The sequence below is a fragment of the Helicobacter mesocricetorum genome (genome assembly GCF_900198605.1).
GTDB lineage: Bacteria > Campylobacterota > Campylobacteria > Campylobacterales > Helicobacteraceae > Helicobacter_D > Helicobacter_D mesocricetorum.
Genome location: NZ_FZPJ01000015.1, coordinates 68,739 through 86,710 on the forward strand (window position 1 = coordinate 68,739; position 17,972 = coordinate 86,710).

The 17,972-nt window shown below is 33.7% G+C and carries 11 protein-coding genes; 10 read left to right on the top strand and 1 reads right to left on the bottom strand.

Translation table 11 applies throughout. From position 1 onward, the window contains the following. The first annotated feature begins 61 nt into the window (after positions 1-61). The 5 genes from C6H18_RS04530 to C6H18_RS04560 all read left to right on the top strand — a co-directional run bounded on the left by C6H18_RS04530 (position 62) and on the right by C6H18_RS04560 (position 10,526). Entirely contained in the window at positions 62-1,786 is a 1,725-nt protein-coding gene (locus C6H18_RS04530) for a ShlB/FhaC/HecB family hemolysin secretion/activation protein (RefSeq protein ID WP_104721922.1), read from the top strand. A 276-nt stretch (positions 1,787-2,062) separates the two neighbouring features. Continuing rightward, entirely contained in the window at positions 2,063-7,357 is a 5,295-nt protein-coding gene (locus tag C6H18_RS04535) for a filamentous hemagglutinin N-terminal domain-containing protein (RefSeq protein WP_104721923.1), read from the top strand. An 874-nt stretch (positions 7,358-8,231) separates the two neighbouring features. Then, positions 8,232-9,005, top strand: a complete 774-nt coding sequence (locus C6H18_RS04550) for a transporter substrate-binding domain-containing protein (protein ID WP_104721926.1) — start codon at positions 8,232-8,234, stop codon at positions 9,003-9,005. 10 nt (positions 9,006-9,015) lie between these two features. Then, on the top strand, positions 9,016-9,714 hold the full coding sequence (locus C6H18_RS04555; protein WP_104721927.1) for an amino acid ABC transporter permease: 699 nt from the start codon (positions 9,016-9,018) through the stop codon (positions 9,712-9,714). Positions 9,715-9,719: 5 nt separating this feature from the next. Then, positions 9,720-10,526: an amino acid ABC transporter ATP-binding protein gene (locus C6H18_RS04560; RefSeq protein WP_104721928.1), complete on the top strand. Its 807-nt coding sequence runs from the start codon at positions 9,720-9,722 to the stop codon at positions 10,524-10,526. On the opposite strand, the gene murJ is transcribed toward C6H18_RS04560, so the two are convergent. After that, positions 10,516-11,931: a murein biosynthesis integral membrane protein MurJ gene (gene murJ / locus C6H18_RS04565; RefSeq protein WP_104721935.1), complete on the bottom strand. Its 1,416-nt coding sequence runs from the start codon at positions 11,929-11,931 to the stop codon at positions 10,516-10,518. The genes C6H18_RS04560 and murJ overlap by 11 nt on opposite strands. 86 nt (positions 11,932-12,017) lie before the next feature. Here murJ and C6H18_RS04570 point away from each other — a divergent pair, with 86 nt between their 5' ends. From C6H18_RS04570 to C6H18_RS04590, 5 genes are all read left to right on the top strand, one after another. Continuing rightward, positions 12,018-13,814, top strand: coding sequence for a FapA family protein (locus tag C6H18_RS04570; RefSeq protein ID WP_104721929.1), 1,797 nt, complete (start codon positions 12,018-12,020; stop codon positions 13,812-13,814). 2 nt (positions 13,815-13,816) lie between these two features. After that, entirely contained in the window at positions 13,817-14,392 is a 576-nt protein-coding gene (ruvA, locus tag C6H18_RS04575; RefSeq protein WP_104721930.1) for a Holliday junction branch migration protein RuvA, read from the top strand. Further along, complete coding sequence (rimO, locus tag C6H18_RS04580; protein WP_104721931.1) at positions 14,393-15,724, top strand: 30S ribosomal protein S12 methylthiotransferase RimO; 1,332 nt, start codon at positions 14,393-14,395, stop codon at positions 15,722-15,724. It abuts the gene before it with no gap. Further along, on the top strand, positions 15,711-16,700 hold the full coding sequence (gene tilS, locus C6H18_RS04585; RefSeq protein WP_104721932.1) for a tRNA lysidine(34) synthetase TilS: 990 nt from the start codon (positions 15,711-15,713) through the stop codon (positions 16,698-16,700). Before rimO ends, tilS begins: the two co-directional genes overlap by 14 nt. 98 nt (positions 16,701-16,798) lie before the next feature. After that, positions 16,799-17,972: PDC sensor domain-containing protein (locus tag C6H18_RS04590; RefSeq protein WP_104721933.1), on the top strand; the 1,174-nt coding region annotated here is incomplete at its 3' end.

Sequence of the window (17,972 nt, forward strand, 5' to 3'; positions counted from 1 at the left end):
TTTAGAATAGAACAGCTACAATGATTTTATAAACTTCAAAAGAAACTATTTAAGAAAAACTATGAAATCTTCTTTAAAAGATACAATCATAAAATTTTTAGCAAAATTTCATATACTCAAATCTTTTTTGTTTGTTTTATCTTTAGATTCTATATTTCCAAAGTATTTTTTCTCTAAAGGACTTTTAGTGCTTTGGCTTAGTATGGGTATATTACAAGCTAATTATCTAAACAATCTTGACCAAAGTGAAAAAAGAAGAATGCAGCAAGAAAATCTCCAAAAGCTTGAAGAATCTTTTGCTCCTTTACCTAAAATCTCCCCTAAGCCCTCTTTGCAAAACAAAGAATTTACCCACCCTTTAGAAGCAATAGAGATTAAAGGTAATACGATTTTATCCCCTAAAATCCTGCAACAATGGAAGAGCAAGCATACACCCCTTAAAGATTTGCAATCTCTACAACAAGCAATTAACGCATTAGAAAATCTCTATCTTAATAAAGGCTATGTTAGCACTCGGATAAAAGTGGATTTAAGTGCTGTTAATTCACCCAAACCAAAGCTTATTATCATTGTCTTAGAGGGCAAAATTGAGAAATATCTCTTTAATCATCAAGAAAACTCACAAAAATCTGCCATTACCTTTCCAAAACGAAAAAATCAATATTTCAATATCCGTGATATTGATCAAGGCATTGATAATCTCTCTAGCTTGGCTAAGATTTCTATTATTCCCTCCTCTAAGCTAGGATATAGCATAGTCAATGTAGAAACCCCTAAAGCATTAAACCTTGAGGGAGTGCTTAACTATAACAATCTAGGGCAAAGCTCAACAGGTAAAGCAAGAGCAAGAATCTCCTTAAAATCAAAAGACATCTTAGGGTGGAATGAAACGCTTTTTTTCTATCATCAGCAGCGTCTAAATCCCAAAAAACGAAACAATAATGCCAAAAGCTATCTATTATCCTTTACCCTTCCTTTGCAATATTATCATCTAGGCTATAGTTATGAAAACTCTCATTATCGACAAGACATTTATGCACTAGGGAGGATCTATATAGCCAATGGAAACTCCACCACCCAAAACTTCAATCTCTCCAAAATGCTTTATCGTGATGAAAGCACAAAGATTCATCTAAAGGCTAATCTTGCCTTAAAGAAAATAGACAATTTACTTGATAATTACCGATTAATTCTTAGTTCAAGGAGACTTTCCGTAGCCTCTTTAGAATCTTCTTATTTTGGTAGGATAGCAGGGGGTTTAACAACTGCAAGTGTGGGAATACATCAAGGACTAAAGTCCTTTAAAGCCAATAAAGATAAAGAATGGTATCGCACACCCACCACACCTGAAGCACAATTTTTAAAATACTCTTATCATCTTAGCTGGTATAGACCCTTTGCGTATTATTATTATAAATTTGACTTTAATGGACAAGCCACTAAAGATATTTTATACTCTAATGAAAGGCTCTATATTGGCGATGATACTACGATTAGAGGGTTTAGAAACAATGGATTACAAGGAGATAAAGGGTTTTATTTAAGGAATGAGTTAGGTGTTAATCTTAATAGGATTAAACCCTTTGTAGCCTATGATATAGGACGAGTGAAAAATTCCTATGGCTTACAAGAGACAGGTAGGGAACTGCAAGGAGTATCCGTAGGGGCAAGAATCACCTATAAATCCCTTGAAACCTCTTTTACTTTCTCTCATGCCCTCAAACACCCTAAAACACTTCTGGTTAATCCCAAAGAAATAGCCACTAGCATAACTTGGAATTTCTAAAACTTCAGATGTAGCATTTAGTAACTATACATTAGGGAACTATGGCTTCATCTTAAATGTCATCTTTAACCCTAAAACACAAATTTTAGAAAGTTTTTAAAGAATCTTTTGCAATCCTTGAGATTAAAGAATGCCTTTGAAAAAATAAATTTTTAAGGATGTTTTTATTATAAATATTTCTAACTGATTTGCTTTTAAGCTATTTTTAACCATTCATCTAAACATAAAAGCATATTTTAAAGAAAGAGGGATTCTTTAACAATCTTAGGGGGGAGTATGGGTGTAGGGAAATTACAACCTAAAGTCTTAAAAATACCAACACAACCATTAAGGCTAGCCTCGCTTTTAATGCTAATATCCTTTGTATTATCTATCCCTTCTACCGCCTCTGCTAATCAAATCATAGATAAACAAAGATCCCCCTCTTTATCCTTAGACAAAACTAATAATGGTGTAGATTTAATCCATATAACTGCCCCTAATGAAAACCTCCAATCTCATAATGTCTTTAAAGCCTTTAATGTCGATGAAAAAGGGGCTATTTTAAACAATAGCAATACCCTTACTAGCTCTAAGCTTGGAGGAATCATCTATGCAAACCCTAATTACTCCCCCAACACCCCCTTAGCAAAAGAGATTCTCCTTGAAGTCTCTGGAAGCACTAAAAGTTCTCTTTTGGGCTATTTAGAAATTGCTGGAGGAAAAGCGGATTTAATCCTAAGCAATCCTAATGGAATCTATTTAAATGGTGCGGGTTTTATCAACATCCATAATTTGTTTTTAAACACTACTGCTAATACCCCTCAACCTTTTTATGATTCTAAAATAGAAATTGAGGGTTTAGGTGCGGATTTAACAGCCATTAATAAAGCAGAATTTATCACCCAAATTGCACGATTAAATGCTCCCTTATATGGAGGAAAGGAAGTACTTTTTAGGATTGAGGATTCTAAAGCTACTAATCCTAACCCAAACAATGCTACAAAAGAAGAGGATACAAATAATACTTCTAATCCTCCTCAACCCTCCTTTGGCTTTGATGCTAGGATACTTGGTTCTTTGTATGCTGGGAAAATCACTATTATTGCTAATAAGGAAGGGGTAGGGGTGAAGTCTGAAGGAGGGCTTTATGCCAATGCGGATTCTTTAAGCATTAATACCAAAGGGGAGATAGTCTTAAAAGAAGCTATTGCAAAAGATGAGATAAACTTAAAGGCTTCAGGAAAAATCACATTAACACAAGAAGCACAGGCACAAAGACTTGCCATAATAAGCCCTATCTTAGAAAATACCGCAAAACTTCATTTTAAAGATAGCACCATTACTACCAATCTCTTAGATAATCAAGCACAAATTTACTCTATGGCTTTAAACTTACATACCAACACTTTTAAAAATTCAGGAATCCTTGTATCCCCTAAGCTTAATATCCAAACAAATACTTTTAAAAATTTAGGAAATATCGAAAGTAAAGACCTAGCCCTTACCACCCAAGCCTTTAACAATAAGGGAAGCTTAAAAAGCAATCAAGCAGAGATTACAGCCCATAACCTCAGTAATTATGGTTCTCTTGCAAGTAGCACATTGCTTATAAATTCTAATATTTTGGAGAATACCGATTCTCTACAAGCACATACCCTAACCCTAAAGGCGGATATTTTAGGCAATCAAGGAAGCCTTAGGGCAAACTTTCTTAATATGTCCTTAAAAGACTATAACTTCCAAGAGGGGGAGATTGTAGCAGAAGATTCTTTATCCCTTAATGCCAATAACTTAACACTCTCTAAAAACCTCAATATCCCAGCAAATGCCTTTATCAACCTTAGCGGAGACTTCCATAATACTAAAAACCTCTCTTTAAACGCTCTCTACCTCCAAGCCAATAAGATTATGAATACCTCTGTGATTGCCCTAAGAGAAGATTCTATTTTAGAGAGTAAAAGCCTTAGCAATACTAAAAATGCAAAACTCCTAAGCCTAAAACATCTAGCTTTAGAGAATCAAGTTTTAGAGAACAAAGGAGAAATACTCTCTCATTCCTTAAACATCCACACCCAAACGCTTAACAACCTATCCGCCTCTATCCAATCCCTGCAAGACTTCACGCTCTCTACGCACACCTTAAATAATCAAGGAAGTATTCTCCAAAGCCCTTATAACACAAGATGGTATTATCCTTTAACAACAAGCCCTCATAAAACCCCACCTATTACCACAAAAGACATTTTCTTAAAGACTTTAGATAAAGACTTCCAAAGCCTCTATGCACAGCTTCATAAACCCCAAGGAAAATGGAGCAGTAGTCCTTATGTGAAAAACATAGAACTCCCAAATTCCACTCTTAAAACTACTCAATCCTCCCTTAAAGCAGGAGGAAACCTAACAATAACCGCTAAAGAGATTTTAAACCAAGAAGCAAAGATACTAGCGGGTAACTCTCTAAATATTACCACCCAATCCTTACAAAACACGAGAGTTTCTATGCCTCTTAGGCTACAAGTGGTATATGGGAGGGATTATGAAGTGGTAGAAAACAGGAGTATTCCTTTAAAGAAGAATCAAAGCCAAGAAGAAGCACAAAAGGAGGTAGAATCTATCAAAGAGGAAGCCTTAAAAGAGGGGAGAATAAGCAATGAAAACTTAAGCTTCAGGAGCAGAAAATTTAGCAAATCTAGATTTATCTACTCCTACACCCTCACAAAAACTATAACCCCTGAATACAAAAGCCACTATGCTACCTCCCTATTCTCTAACACCCCAACCCTTATCCGCTCAGCAGGAGAAGCTAATATCCAAGCACAAAATATTCTTAATCAATCTTTCTTAGGTTTCCAAGCAAACACCACCTTAACTACCCATCTCCTAAATAATACTAAAGACGCTATATTTTTTAATAATGGCAACTTATCCCTCCAAGCTCATACCTTTAAAAATGAGGGAGAATTAAGAGTGGGGAGTTTGGATGCTACCTTGCATACTTTAGAAAACATTGCAGGGAAGATAGTCTCAAATAATAATGCCTCTTTAAACCTCCATACCCTAAAAAATCAAGGAATATCTAATAAAACCTACTCCCAAAGGTGGGTGAATGCACAAGAGAGTGCGCTTATTTTAGAGGAGATTGCACAAGAGGATTTAAGAGAACCTCGCTCCTACCTTAATGCTCAAAGAACATCGCGTAAAAATGGGACTTGGGATAATAGTCCTGCTGAACATCTTGTAAGATCAGAACTACTTACCTCTAATGCTCCAAGCTTTAAAGCCTTTTTAGAAGTTAAGGGAAACCTTGATATACAAGCTAAAGAGATTTTAAACCAAGAAGCAGATATTCTTGTAGGGAAAAACTTGCAAATAACAGCTAATCTTTTAAACAACTCTAAAATCCCCCAATATGCTAAAGTAGATTTTATCCTTAATCAAGGCTTTAGGTATTCTAAACGAAACAAATGGGGGAAATGGGGTTGGGGAGATGATATAGCAAGTGCTAGAGGAAGCACAAATCAAGGCTTTTATTCTGCTTCTAACACCTCTATCCTTGTAGCAGGGAATGCTAATATTAAAGCCAAAAGAATAGGAAATGGGGAGCTCCTTAGTCATCATAAAAACACCCAAGCATTTACCAAACCTTCTACTATAAACCCCCTAAATCCCCTCTTAACATTCCTAATCCCTCAAAGCCTTAAAAACAATGCTTTATTTTCTAATAAAACAAACAGAACTAATGCCAACTCTCATCCAACCTTTACCCTTGATCTCTCCACCCTTAATAACTCCATCTTTAGTCTTAATTTAGATAAAGAAGGTCCTTTGCTTAAGCTTAATACCTCTCTTGCAAATTTCTATACCAAAGAGAATAACTCTCTCTCTAAGACTCTAGCTTCTCCTACTCTAAAAGCCCCTATAGAATCTAATCCTCTCTATACAGATCCTTCTATGGTTCTCTCTAGTGATTATTTCTTAAAAAGACTTGGCTTTAACCCAAAGACTAAACTCTTAGGAGATAATGCCTTAGAAGAATATCTTATTTCTCAAAGTCTCTTAGAGCAATCTAGCAAAAACTATCTAGCTAAAGATTATTTCTCCTTAAGGCATAATCTTTTAGAAAATGCTCTCTTAGAACAAACAAGACTAGGGTTAAAAGCAGGAATGCCTTTAAGTGTAGAACAAATAAAATCTTTAAATAAAGATATTCTATGGTATGAATACCATAGCATACAAACTCCTGATGGAAACCTTCAAGAAGTCTTAGTCCCTAAAGTCTATTTAGCTAATCATACTTTAGATTCCTCTTCTACGCTTGAAGCTAAAGGGGATTTAACCCTTCAAGCTAATACCCTAACTAACCAAGCAAACATTACTGCTGAAAACCTCTTTGCTTCTTTACAAAGCTTTAATCAAGAATCTAATCTTACTAAAGCTAGATTCCAAGCACAAAATAATCTCTTTCTTAATACTCTTTCTTTTAAAAACTTAGGAGGAGATTTAAAAGCAGGAGAAAATCTTAGTATTAACACTCAAGATTTCTTAAACCAAAGTATTTTTAAAACAAGCAATCTGTATAAAGATAATTCTAATGCTTATCATTTACAAACCTCTCTTACCCATAAGGCTATCTTAGAATCTAAGAATATCTTTATTAAGGCACAAGACTTTCAAAGTAAAGCTGCTTTATTTAAAGCTAAAGATTCCCTTTTTATTCTAGCAAAGGATATTTCCCTCTTAGGGGATAATACTCTAAAGAGTATCCAAAGAGGTTTAGGAGATAATAGCTCTTTAAGTAAAGAGATTAATCATAATGGTAATAGCTTAGAATCTAAGAATATGTATTTATTCGCTAAAGAAAATATAAAGAGTGTAGGCTCTAATTTCTTAGCTAAAGAGAATATCCTCTTAGAAGCTAATAATATTTATTTAATTCCAGGAGAAAATACTCAAAGCTTAGAAGTTAAAAAGAGTAAGAAAGGAATGTTTAAATCTACTCAAGAATTTAGTTTCTTTCAAAAGAATACTTATACTAAAAATACCCTAGAAGGAAGAAACATTACTTTAAGGGCTAAAGAAGATTTAACCCTTTATGGAGTAGATATAAAGACAAGAGGGGATAGGGATTCTACTTTTACTAATCCTTCTTTAACCTTAGATTCTAATCCTAATACTTCTTTAGAATCTAATCTTAATACTAATTCTAATACTTCTATTACTCTAGAGGCTAACAACATTCTCCAAGCAGGTGTAAAAGATACTACTTTCTCTTATCACTCTAAAACCTCTTCTAGTTTCTTTGGATTAAAGAAATCCTCTTTTAAAGAATCTTCTTTTATACAAAATGCTAAATATGCTTTAATACAAAGTGATTCTAATCTTACTTTAGATGCTACCTCCTCTTTACTTTTAGAGGGAGTAAAGATTAGCTCTAATAATATGACTTTAAAAGCTAATACCTTAGAGATTAAACCTCTAATTCTACAAAGCTATCAAGAAAAAGAATTAAATAAAGGATTAAAACTAACACCAACTTTTTCTAAAGATACTCTAATACAAACTAAAATTGTAGCCTCTCTTTGGAATTAAAGATATAGTTGAAAATATAATGTTGCAAGATAGACTTAGAGAAATTAATGAAGGGAGAATGGGAAATGATAAGAACTAGAGATTATTTGATTCCGATATTGTTATGTATTCTTATACAATTCTTAGTAGTATTTTTAGCTTTTACTTTAGGGACATTAGGCAAAGATCTTTTATCCATTATTGTTGAATTTATACTTAGAAGTTTATTGATTAGTTGTTGTTTTCTTTGTTATCTTTACAAAAAACAAATGCTAGATTGGTTTGTAGGAGTCATTGTTGTCATAAATGGCATTGTTATATGTTTATATATCCCTGCAGGGTTGGTATTATATGCAGAATAATCTTACTTTAATGGGGTGGTTTTTTATTCACATCTTTGTTTCTCTTGTTATTTTTTCTTTCCTCCCTTCTATCCTTGCTATCCATACACATATCCACAAAAGAAAAAAAGAGAGAACTTTTCATTTGTTTTATATAATATTTTCTTCACCTGCGATGTTTTCTTTATTTGTTTTAATGTTAAGGAGTAAGATTGATTTCCTTGTTTTTCTAACGCTTTGTATTCTCATTCTTTGCCTCCCCACTCTCTTTGTTTTAAAGAATTTCTATCTATCTAAAAGAGAGAAAACCAAAAACACTTAGTTTATTTTCACCCTCCAAGCAAAAGCAAAAGATACTACAAGCTTTTATCATCATAAAAGCTTCTTTTTGTCTCTATCGGTTTTTAGGGAATCTTTTACTTCAAAGAAGTGGGGAGTAGGATTTATGTCTCCTAACAAATATATACCCTTAATAATTTAGAAAATAAGTGAATTCTTACCTTAGTATTTTGCAAAATCTGTTATAATCACTCTCCAAAATTCAAGGAGTAAAAATGAAAAAACTTGCTTTAACACTGTGCTTAATAATATTTCCCCTACTTCTTTTGGGTTGCAAAAAAGAAAATAAACTCGTTGTAGCCACAGCAGCAAACTTTGCTCCTTTTGAATACAAAGAAGGCAAAGAATTTAAAGGGATTGATATAGAAATTGCACAAGAAATTGCGAAACGATTAGGCAAAACTTTAGAAATCTTAGATATAGAGTTTGATTCTGTGGTAAGTGCTATCAATAGTGGTAATGCAGACTTTGGAATAAGCGGATTAACGATTAATGCTACGCGCTCTAAAGTCATTAACTTTTCTATCCCCTATTACAATGCTGCGCAAGTCGTTATCGTTAGAGAGGAGGATTATAATCCTGCATTAGAGGGAGATACACAAGCCCTTATTGATTGGATTAAAGCCAAGAATGGGGTCAAGATTGGAGTGCAAAGCGGTTCAACTGGTGCTTTTTATGCAATAGGGGATGCAAACTGGGGCTTTGAAGGATTTAAAAATGCAGAGGTTAAGAGCTTCACTAATGGAAGTTTAGCGACTAATGCACTCTCTAATAGGCAAATCGACCTAGTTATCATCGATGAAGCACCCGCTAAAATGTTTGTTGCAGCAAATGCTGGAACAAGGGTTATTAATACCTACCTTACAGAAGAGGAATATGGTGTTGGAGTGAATAAAAATAATCAAGAATTATTACAACAAATCAATGATATTTTAAAGCAAATGCAAGAAGATGGAAGCCTAAAAACAATCCTGCAAAAATATTTCTAAGGCTTAAAATTTGAGTGAAAAACTAGCAATCTTTTATCAAGAGCTAATCTTAAAAGGTGGTTATCACCTTGTGATTGAAGGGGTTTTTGTTACAATCTTACTTTCAATTTGCGGATTATTCATTGGTATTATCATTGGTACACTCATTGCTATTTTAATCACCAAAAAAGAAAAAACTCCCTTGCAAAGATATATTACGATAATTGTTAAGATGTATGTAGGGTTTTTTCGTGGCACTCCCATTGTGGTGCAATTACTCTTTATTTACTTTGTTATTTTACCGCTCTTAGGATTAGCCGGAAGTAGCGCATTGCTTGTAGCGGTTGTTATTTTTGGTTTAAATAGTGGAGCTTATGTCAGTGAGATTATACGCAGTGGAATTTTAAGTGTGGATAGGGGGCAAAATGAAGCCGCTAGAGCCTTAGGGTTAAACGCTAACCAAAGTATGCGCTTTGTCGTCTTTCCTCAAGCCTTTAAAAATGCTCTACCAAACTTAGGTAACGAATTTATTACCCTCTTAAAAGAAACTTCTGTGGCTAATTATATTACTGTGCATGACCTAACTTATGCCTTTAGGGTTATTGGAGGCGCAAGTTATGAATATATGGTGCCTTACTTTTTCTTAGCACTTTGCTATTTAGCCCTTGTTTTAATAGCTAGTTATTTAGTAAGTCTTTATGAGAAAAAATTAAGAAAAAGCGAAGAGTAAAAGCAATGATAGAAGTTAAAGAACTTATTAAGAAATACCATAAAAAAATTGTGCTTGATAAAATTAATATAAACTTCCATAAGGGTGAAAAAGTCGTGATTATAGGACCTAGCGGGGGAGGAAAAAGCACTTTCTTGCGTTGCCTTAATCTCTTAGAGATTCCAGATAGCGGAGAGATATGGCTTAATAACAAAAGAATCTCTCATCTAAGCCCTAACCTCTATCCCGAGCTTAAAAATCTCTCTAAAAATGCCTTAAAACTAAAAATTAAAGAATATGACTTAAAAATGCGCCAAAATATTAATGAGGCAAGAAGCAAAATGGGAATGGTTTTTCAACATTTCAATCTCTTTAACAATCTCAATGTTTTAGACAACATCACCTTAGCACCCATACAACTAAAAAAGGCGACACCACAAGAAGCCCAAGAAATCGCAAAAGCCCTCTTAGAAAAAATCGGCTTATATGATAAAAAAAACGAATACCCCTCTTGCCTTAGTGGTGGGCAAAAACAACGAATCGCTATTGCTAGAGCTTTAGCGATGAAACCTGAAGTAATGCTTTTTGATGAACCCACAAGTGCATTAGATCCAGAGATGGTAGGGGGAGTATTAGAGCTTATGAAAGATTTAGCCAATGAGGGGATGAGTATGATTTGTGTAACGCACGAAATGGGTTTTGCCAAAGAAGTTGCCACACGCGTATTATTTATGGAAAATGGAAATATCTTAGAAGACCAACCTCCTAATCTACTCTTTAACCATCCCAAAAATGAGCGATTAAAATTTTTCTTAAGCCATATTAGGAGCTAATTTCAAAAACAAAATGCTTAAATGCGCTAATTAACAAAACCTCTACACATAAGCTTAATATCCATAAAGCAATTAATCTCCAATCCCTTATGAGAGTAAAAAACTTGTCCCAACCAAAATAATGCAAAGTGAGCAATAAAAGAACGATTCCGCTAATGCTTCCAGCCAATGCTAATCCAACGGCTTGAAAAAACTGCATTAACACCAATGAGCAAAATATCCCTACCACCAAAGAAAAAGCAGAAATTTTAGCCGCTAGGGATTGTTGGTTTTGTGAATAAAGCCATAAAGAAAAGATTTTTGCCAATCCAAAAGGCAAAAGCCCAATCATATAAGCACTAAAAACAGCCGCACTTAGGAGCGTATCCTCACGCAAAAATCTCCCTCTTTCAAATAAAAGCCAAATAATCTCATTCCGCAATAAAATACCTCCCACTACACAAGCGCTTAGCAAGAAACATAAAAACCAAAAAGGTTTTTTCAAAGCACTAAGTGCCAAATCCTCTTTTTTGTCTTTGAGATATTTTGCGATAAGAGGAAAAAGTGCCACAGAAGTAGCAATAGCAAAAACCGCCAAGGGAAGCTGAAAGATTCTATTAGCATAATACAAATAAGAAATAGTGCCACTACTTAAAAAAGAAGCCAACAAAGTATCCACAAAAGAAGCAATTTGGGCTGTGGAACTTCCAATCATAGCGGGAAAAAACTGCTTATTAAAGGATTTGACACTTTGAGTAATAGAATCCTTTTTAGCCTTTAGCTCCTTTATCCCGACATAAAATAATTTAAAAAACTTGAGCCTCCATAAAGGATAGATATGCAACAAAATCTGCCCAACTCCACCAGCTAAAACCCCATAACTTAGATATAAAACACTCCTATAAGAATCAGTATTTTGCACTAAAAGTAATACAACAATCATTGCTAAATTTAATACAGCAGGGGAATACGCCCAAGCAGTAAAATTACGCTTATATTGCAAAATTGCGCCCAAAAAGGTTACAACAAAAACTAACAATAAATACCAAAAATTAATAACAACTAAGGGTGCGGTAAGCGCAATGAGTTCTTCAGAAAATCCATAAGCTAAGAGTTTGGTTATCTCCAAAGAAAACACCCACACAAACAAAGAAAGCAACAAAAGCAAGATACAAAAAATCAAAAAAACTTTTAGCGCAAATCCTCCCTTATACCTAGCCTTTAAAAAACTCGGTAAAAAAGATTGATTAAAAGCCCCCTCGCCAAAGATTCTACGAAACAAATTAGGGAGTTTAAAAGCCACAAAAAAAATATCACTATAAATTCCCGCCCCAAGAATAGTAGCCATCAACAAATCACGTATAAACCCCAATATTCTCGATACTAAAATTCCACTACTATTGGTTAAAAAAGCTTTAAAAAACACCTTGCCTCTTTTAATTTTATACTTCTTATAGTAATTTTGCATTACAATATTAAGAAATTTATTCTTGCATAAAAAGGTTTTAGAATATGTTAAACAAAAAACTAAGCTCAACATTTCGACCTTACTATGTCAATGAGTGTGAAGATATTAAATTTGCCATTAAACAAGTCGCTTCACAATTTAATAAAGACCCTAATACTTTAGATTTTGATTTACAAAGCATTACAACTTATAAAAAAACTTCTTATGATCACCAAATACAACTCATTCCACCAAATGAAGTCAATCTTTTTTTAAATAATCGTAATAATCTCTTAGACCCTAATTTAACCATCACCCAACGATATTGTATTTTAATCAAAGAACAAGCCAAACAACAAAAGCAATTCCATTTTCAAGCCGACAAGATAGTTTCAGAGGTTTTTTTAATTTTTAGAGCCGGTTTTACGCATACTGATGCTAACTTTGAATCCCTCTATCAAGAAATAAGAAAAATAAAAGCTTGGAATAAAATCCTCTTTTTTAACGAATTTTTAGAAAAAAAGGCTTTAAAAGAGTTTTTAATAAGCCTACAATACCCCTTAAAACAAGAAATAAAATACCTCTTAGCACAAGGGACTAACCTCCTCCCAACCATAGAATCAAAGCTTGAATTTAAAAAAGAAATAACACAGAACTTCCAAACCATCAATAAAGATGAAATTATTTGCATTTACCACAAAGCTTTGCAAGGCAAACCCGGCAGAAATGCGCGTGGGGAATACATTATCCCAGAAGAGCCAAAAACACTTCATCAAAATAGTCCGCTAAAGTATGATAATGCGAGTATCAAACCCAAAGAATACCCTAATGCTATCTATTACCTATCGGCTATGGGAGGGATTTTACAATACGATAAAGATTATTTGCAAATTAAAGACACTTTTGAAACCAAAGAAGTAAGTCTTAAAACAACAGGTTCGCTTATAGGAGGAATTGATAGCGGAACCATTATCAACATCACAGAATCCGATAGCCTTAAAGAATCTTTAGGGCAAGGTATGAAAGTAGAAGCCTCTAAAGTCAATATTACAGGAAACATTGGTGCTTACACCGAAATAAAGGCTAAAGAAGTCAATATCGGGGGATTTACACACCAAAGCTCAAAAATTTATACCCAAAATGCCACTATTAAAACCCATAAGGGTTATTTATATGGAGAGATAATCAAAATAGAAAACCTTGAAACAGGCATTGTTGAGGGAAAAATAGTAGAAATAGAGCAAATGTATGGAGGAAAAGTTTATGCTCAAGAAATTATTATCCAAAATCTTCACTCTAACGCCTTTTTGTATGCAACAAAGAGCATTAGAGTTACCGCTATGGAAAAAGGAGAGAATAAATTTTTCATCGCTGCTAATTACAGCCCACAGGCTAGAGAATACTACAAGACACTCATAAAGAAAAAAAATGATTCCATACAAGAAGCCATTACTTTAACCAAAGAACTAAAAACAGAAAATGCACATATCCAAAAACTCAAACCAACAGCAGATGAAATAAGAAAAACTCTAATACTTTATAAAAATACCAAAACAACTCCACCTAGCTATCTCCTTAAAGAATTTGAAGCCTATCATCAGTTAATTTTAAACCTCAAACAAAAACGAGAAAAAATCAACCAACTTAGCCAAACCTATAAACAATCCCTAAAAGATTTAAATGCCTTTGATGAAGCAACCCAAGAAGCAACGATTGAAATACAAAGCGGTTGGGTAGGATACAATGAAGTGCATTACCGCTTCTATGCACCAAAGCTAGAATTAATGCTTATCCCAAAACCTAGCCAACCCAAAAAAGTCGCTTATGACAAACAAACCAAACAACTAACTTTACAGGAGTAACGATGATTATAGCATTAGAAGGTGAAATATTTTTAAAAGAACCCACTAAAATCGCCCTAAAATGTGCAGGAGTGGTTTATGAGGTTTTTATCTCCTTACAAACAAGCAATCAAATTTCTCAAAAAATAGGCGAAACCTTAACCCTCTTAACAACCCATATCTTGCGTGAGGATTCCCAAACACTCTTTGGCTTTTTAGAAAAAACCGAGCAGAAGCTTTTTGATACACTCATTAAAATTAATGGCGTGGGTCCAAAAGTGGCAATGGCAATCCTCTCAACCTATACCCCACAAACCTTTGCCAAAGTTGTTGAAAGCAATGATATTAAATCTATGCAAAGAGTGCCGGGCATTGGACCAAAGAGCGCAGGTAGAATCTTAGTAGAACTCTCTGGCTGGTCTTTGGAGCTTAGCCATAATACTCTACCCAAAGAAGATTCTAATCTTTATCAAGTTATCTTAGCTTTAGAATCTCTAGGCTATAAAAATGATGTTATCCAAAAGGCTACTAAAGATTTAGAGGCTAATGAAGTAGGAGTTATGGTAAAAGCTGCTTTAAAAAAAATACAGGGTTTATAAATGAGCAAAAAACTACATTTAATTTCACTTGGTTGCACTAAAAATCTCGTTGATAGCGAGGTTATGCTAGAAAAATTAAAAGATTATGAAAACACCCAAAGTTTGAGTGAAGCGGATTTAATCATCATTAATACCTGTGGATTCATTGAAGCTGCAAAAAAAGAGAGTATCGGAGAGATTTTAAATGCTTTAGAAAACAAAAAAGAGAATGCGCTTTTAATTGCTAGTGGTTGTTTAAGTGAACGTTATGCTAAAGAGCTAAAAGAAGAGATTCCACAAATTGATATTATTACAGGGGTTGGAGATTATGACAAGATTGATAAACTCATACAAGAGCGAAAACAAAGCGGAAAAACTATCGTTTCTAACCAAAAAGGCACTTTTTTAATACAAGATAATGAACGCATTATTAGCAATTCCACCATACACGCTTACATCAAACTCTCTGAAGGTTGCAACCAAAAATGTAGCTTTTGTGCTATCCCCTCTTTTAAAGGAAAACTCCATTCAAGAACACTTGATTCTGCGCTTAAAGAAGTCAAAAATCTTGCTTTAAAAGGCTTTAGAGACTTTACTTTCATTTCTCAAGATTCAAGCTCTTATCTAAGAGACTATGGCATTAAAGATGGTTTAGTGGATTTAATTGAAGGTGTTGAAAACCTTGCTAATGAAGGAATTGCGATTAAGAGCGCAAGAATCCTTTATCTCTATCCTGCCACAACCTCTACAAAACTTATCCAAAAAATCACAAAATCGCCTATTTTTCATAATTACTTTGATATGCCCTTGCAACACAGCTCTAAAAAAGTTTTGCAACAAATGGGGCGCAATGGAGAGTTTATCAACCTCTTAAAATTAATGCAAAAAGCTCCCAATAACTTTATCCGCACAAGCTTTATCATAGGGCATCCCGGAGAGGAGGAAGAAGATTTTAAAGAACTTTGCAATTTTATAAACACCTTTAACTTCGATAGGATAAATTTCTTTAGTTTCTCCTCTGAAGAGGGGACAAAAAGTGCCACAATGGAGCAAATCCCACAAAAGATTAAAAATTCACGATTAAAGCAAATCAACACTATTTTTCAAAAACAATACCGACAAAACCTAAAAAATTTGGTAGGTAGAGAAATCATTGCTATATTAGAAGGCATTAGTGAAGAGAGTGAATACTTTTATAAAGCAAGAGATATGCGATTTGCTCCAGAAATTGATGGAGAGATTTTAATCAATGACAAAACCATTGAAGAGTCTTTAGAGGTTGGATTTTATCGCGTAAGGATAACAGAAATTCTAGGGGATACCATTCTAGGTTGCGTGATTGGAAAAGCCTAAATTAGAATTCTTAGAAGTCTTAAAAAAAGGGAAAAATCTCTTGGCTTTCTCAAGTGGAGCAGATTCTACGGCACTTTATTTTTTATTAAAATCTTATGGCGTTAGCTTTGATATAGCCATTGTTGATTATGGCAAAAGATACCAATCTATCTTAGAAATACAAAGAGCAAAGACGCTTTGTTTTTGGGATAATAAACAATGCTATGTTTTAAAATCTCCAAAAATAGAAAAAAATTTCGAACATAATGCAAGAATCATTCGCTATAACTTTTTTCAATCTCTGGTTTTAAGGCATTCTTATACCAATGTTATTTTAGCCCACCAACTCAATGATAAATTTGAATGGTTTTTAATGCAATTTTGCAAGGGAACAAACATCAATGCTATGTTAATGCAATCTTGCATCACCCAAAGCATCAAAGGCTACACCTATAATATTCTTCGCCCTATGCTAGGGGTTTATAAAAAAGAAATTTTGCATTATCTAAAACAACAAAAAATTTTTTATTTTGAGGATTTTAGTAATTCTGATACGCATTTTAAACGCAATTATTTTCGCTACCATTTTACCCATAGAATTTTAGAAGAATTCAAAGAAGGGATTAATTTTAGCTTCAAACTCCTAGAAGAGTTTCAATCAACATTACCTCTTGATGATTTAGGAGGCTATTACTGCTTTGATTCTACTCCAAAAGACTTCTATGCCATTGATTTAGCGTATAAAAAATTAGGCTATATCCTCTCAAAAAAGCAAAAATTCGAAATCCAAAAATACTTAAACAAGCAAGAATACTCCTTAGTCTTTGGCAATAAAATTGCGCTAGAAAAAGGCAATAACAAAATCTATATATTCCCATACATCTCGAATATCTCGATAAATAAAGAAACAAAAGAAATATATAGAAAAATGAATCTCCCCAAAAAATTCCGCCAATTTTATCACTACCAGCAATCCTTAAAAACTAAGCCTAAATAAAAATTTCTTTACTTTTTACCAACAATTAATTAAATCTTAATAATTAAATAATTACGATATGCGTTTTTCAAAATACAATTAAATAAGGGGCTAAACTTATGCTTAAACACTTAAAAATTGGCACAAAAATTACCATAATTATTTCATTGGTTTTCATTCTCTGTTTAGGGACTTTATCTATCATCATCTCCATTACTTCTTCAAACATTCAAGCAAAAAGCAGTAAAAATTTATTGGAGATGATCTCTGAAGACGCCTCAAAAACTTCTCTTATAGTTTTTAATGAAGTTTATACGGCACTTGCAAACTCTCATGGAAGAATACAATCTCTTATTCAAGGCTCTTCTAATGACAAACTAAAATTCTTAGTAGAAAATATCGCAAATACCTTAGACAACAATAATTGGGGAGCATATAGCTATATTTACCTTAAAGATGCAAATATCATTGGCGGAGATAATTATATAAATCCTGAATACAAATTAAATGATGGCGGACTTATACTGCTTGCTAAAGATAATAACATTCAAAATCCAGGTGGCATAGTGATAATGCGAGCTGATGATACAATTACAAACTTTGGAAGTGTTCAAAAAGCATTAACAACCGGAAGAATCTCTATGGGTAACCCTAGTATGCAAACCTTTGCAGGAGATACTCCTCGTTTAGGAATTGCTATTAACTTTCCTTTAAAGGATACACAAAATGTAACGCAAGGGGTTGTTGGAATCTTCATTGATTTAAGCGAACTCTCAGAAGAACTCAATAATTCTAGGTATTCTTTTTTCACTGATGATTACAGAATCTTACTTTCAGAAGATTTAACCATTGGATCTCACCCTAACCCAGATATTCTCGCAAAGAATTTAATGAATGTTATCCACAAGAAAAATGATGATACGATAATCAATGCTATAAAAAATCACCAAAATGGCGTTTTTCCTTTTATTGATTACAAAGGAGAAGATACTTTTGCTGCTATAACGAGTTTTGAAATCGGTTATGGAACAGGTATTTTTTGGACCGCTGTAGCCCTAGCTCCCTTACATTCTATCTATGCTAATGTTTATGAATTAAATTACATAATATTAGGCTGTAGCATTATCATCTTACTAATACTAATCGTCGTGCTATTTCTCTATGTCCATAAAAATATCACAACAAGAATTACCAATCTCTCTGAACATCTTCTTAAATTCTTTAAAGCACTACAATATAAGGGAGAGTATCCACCCAATCTAAAACCAAAGCATAACGACGAATTTGGTCAAA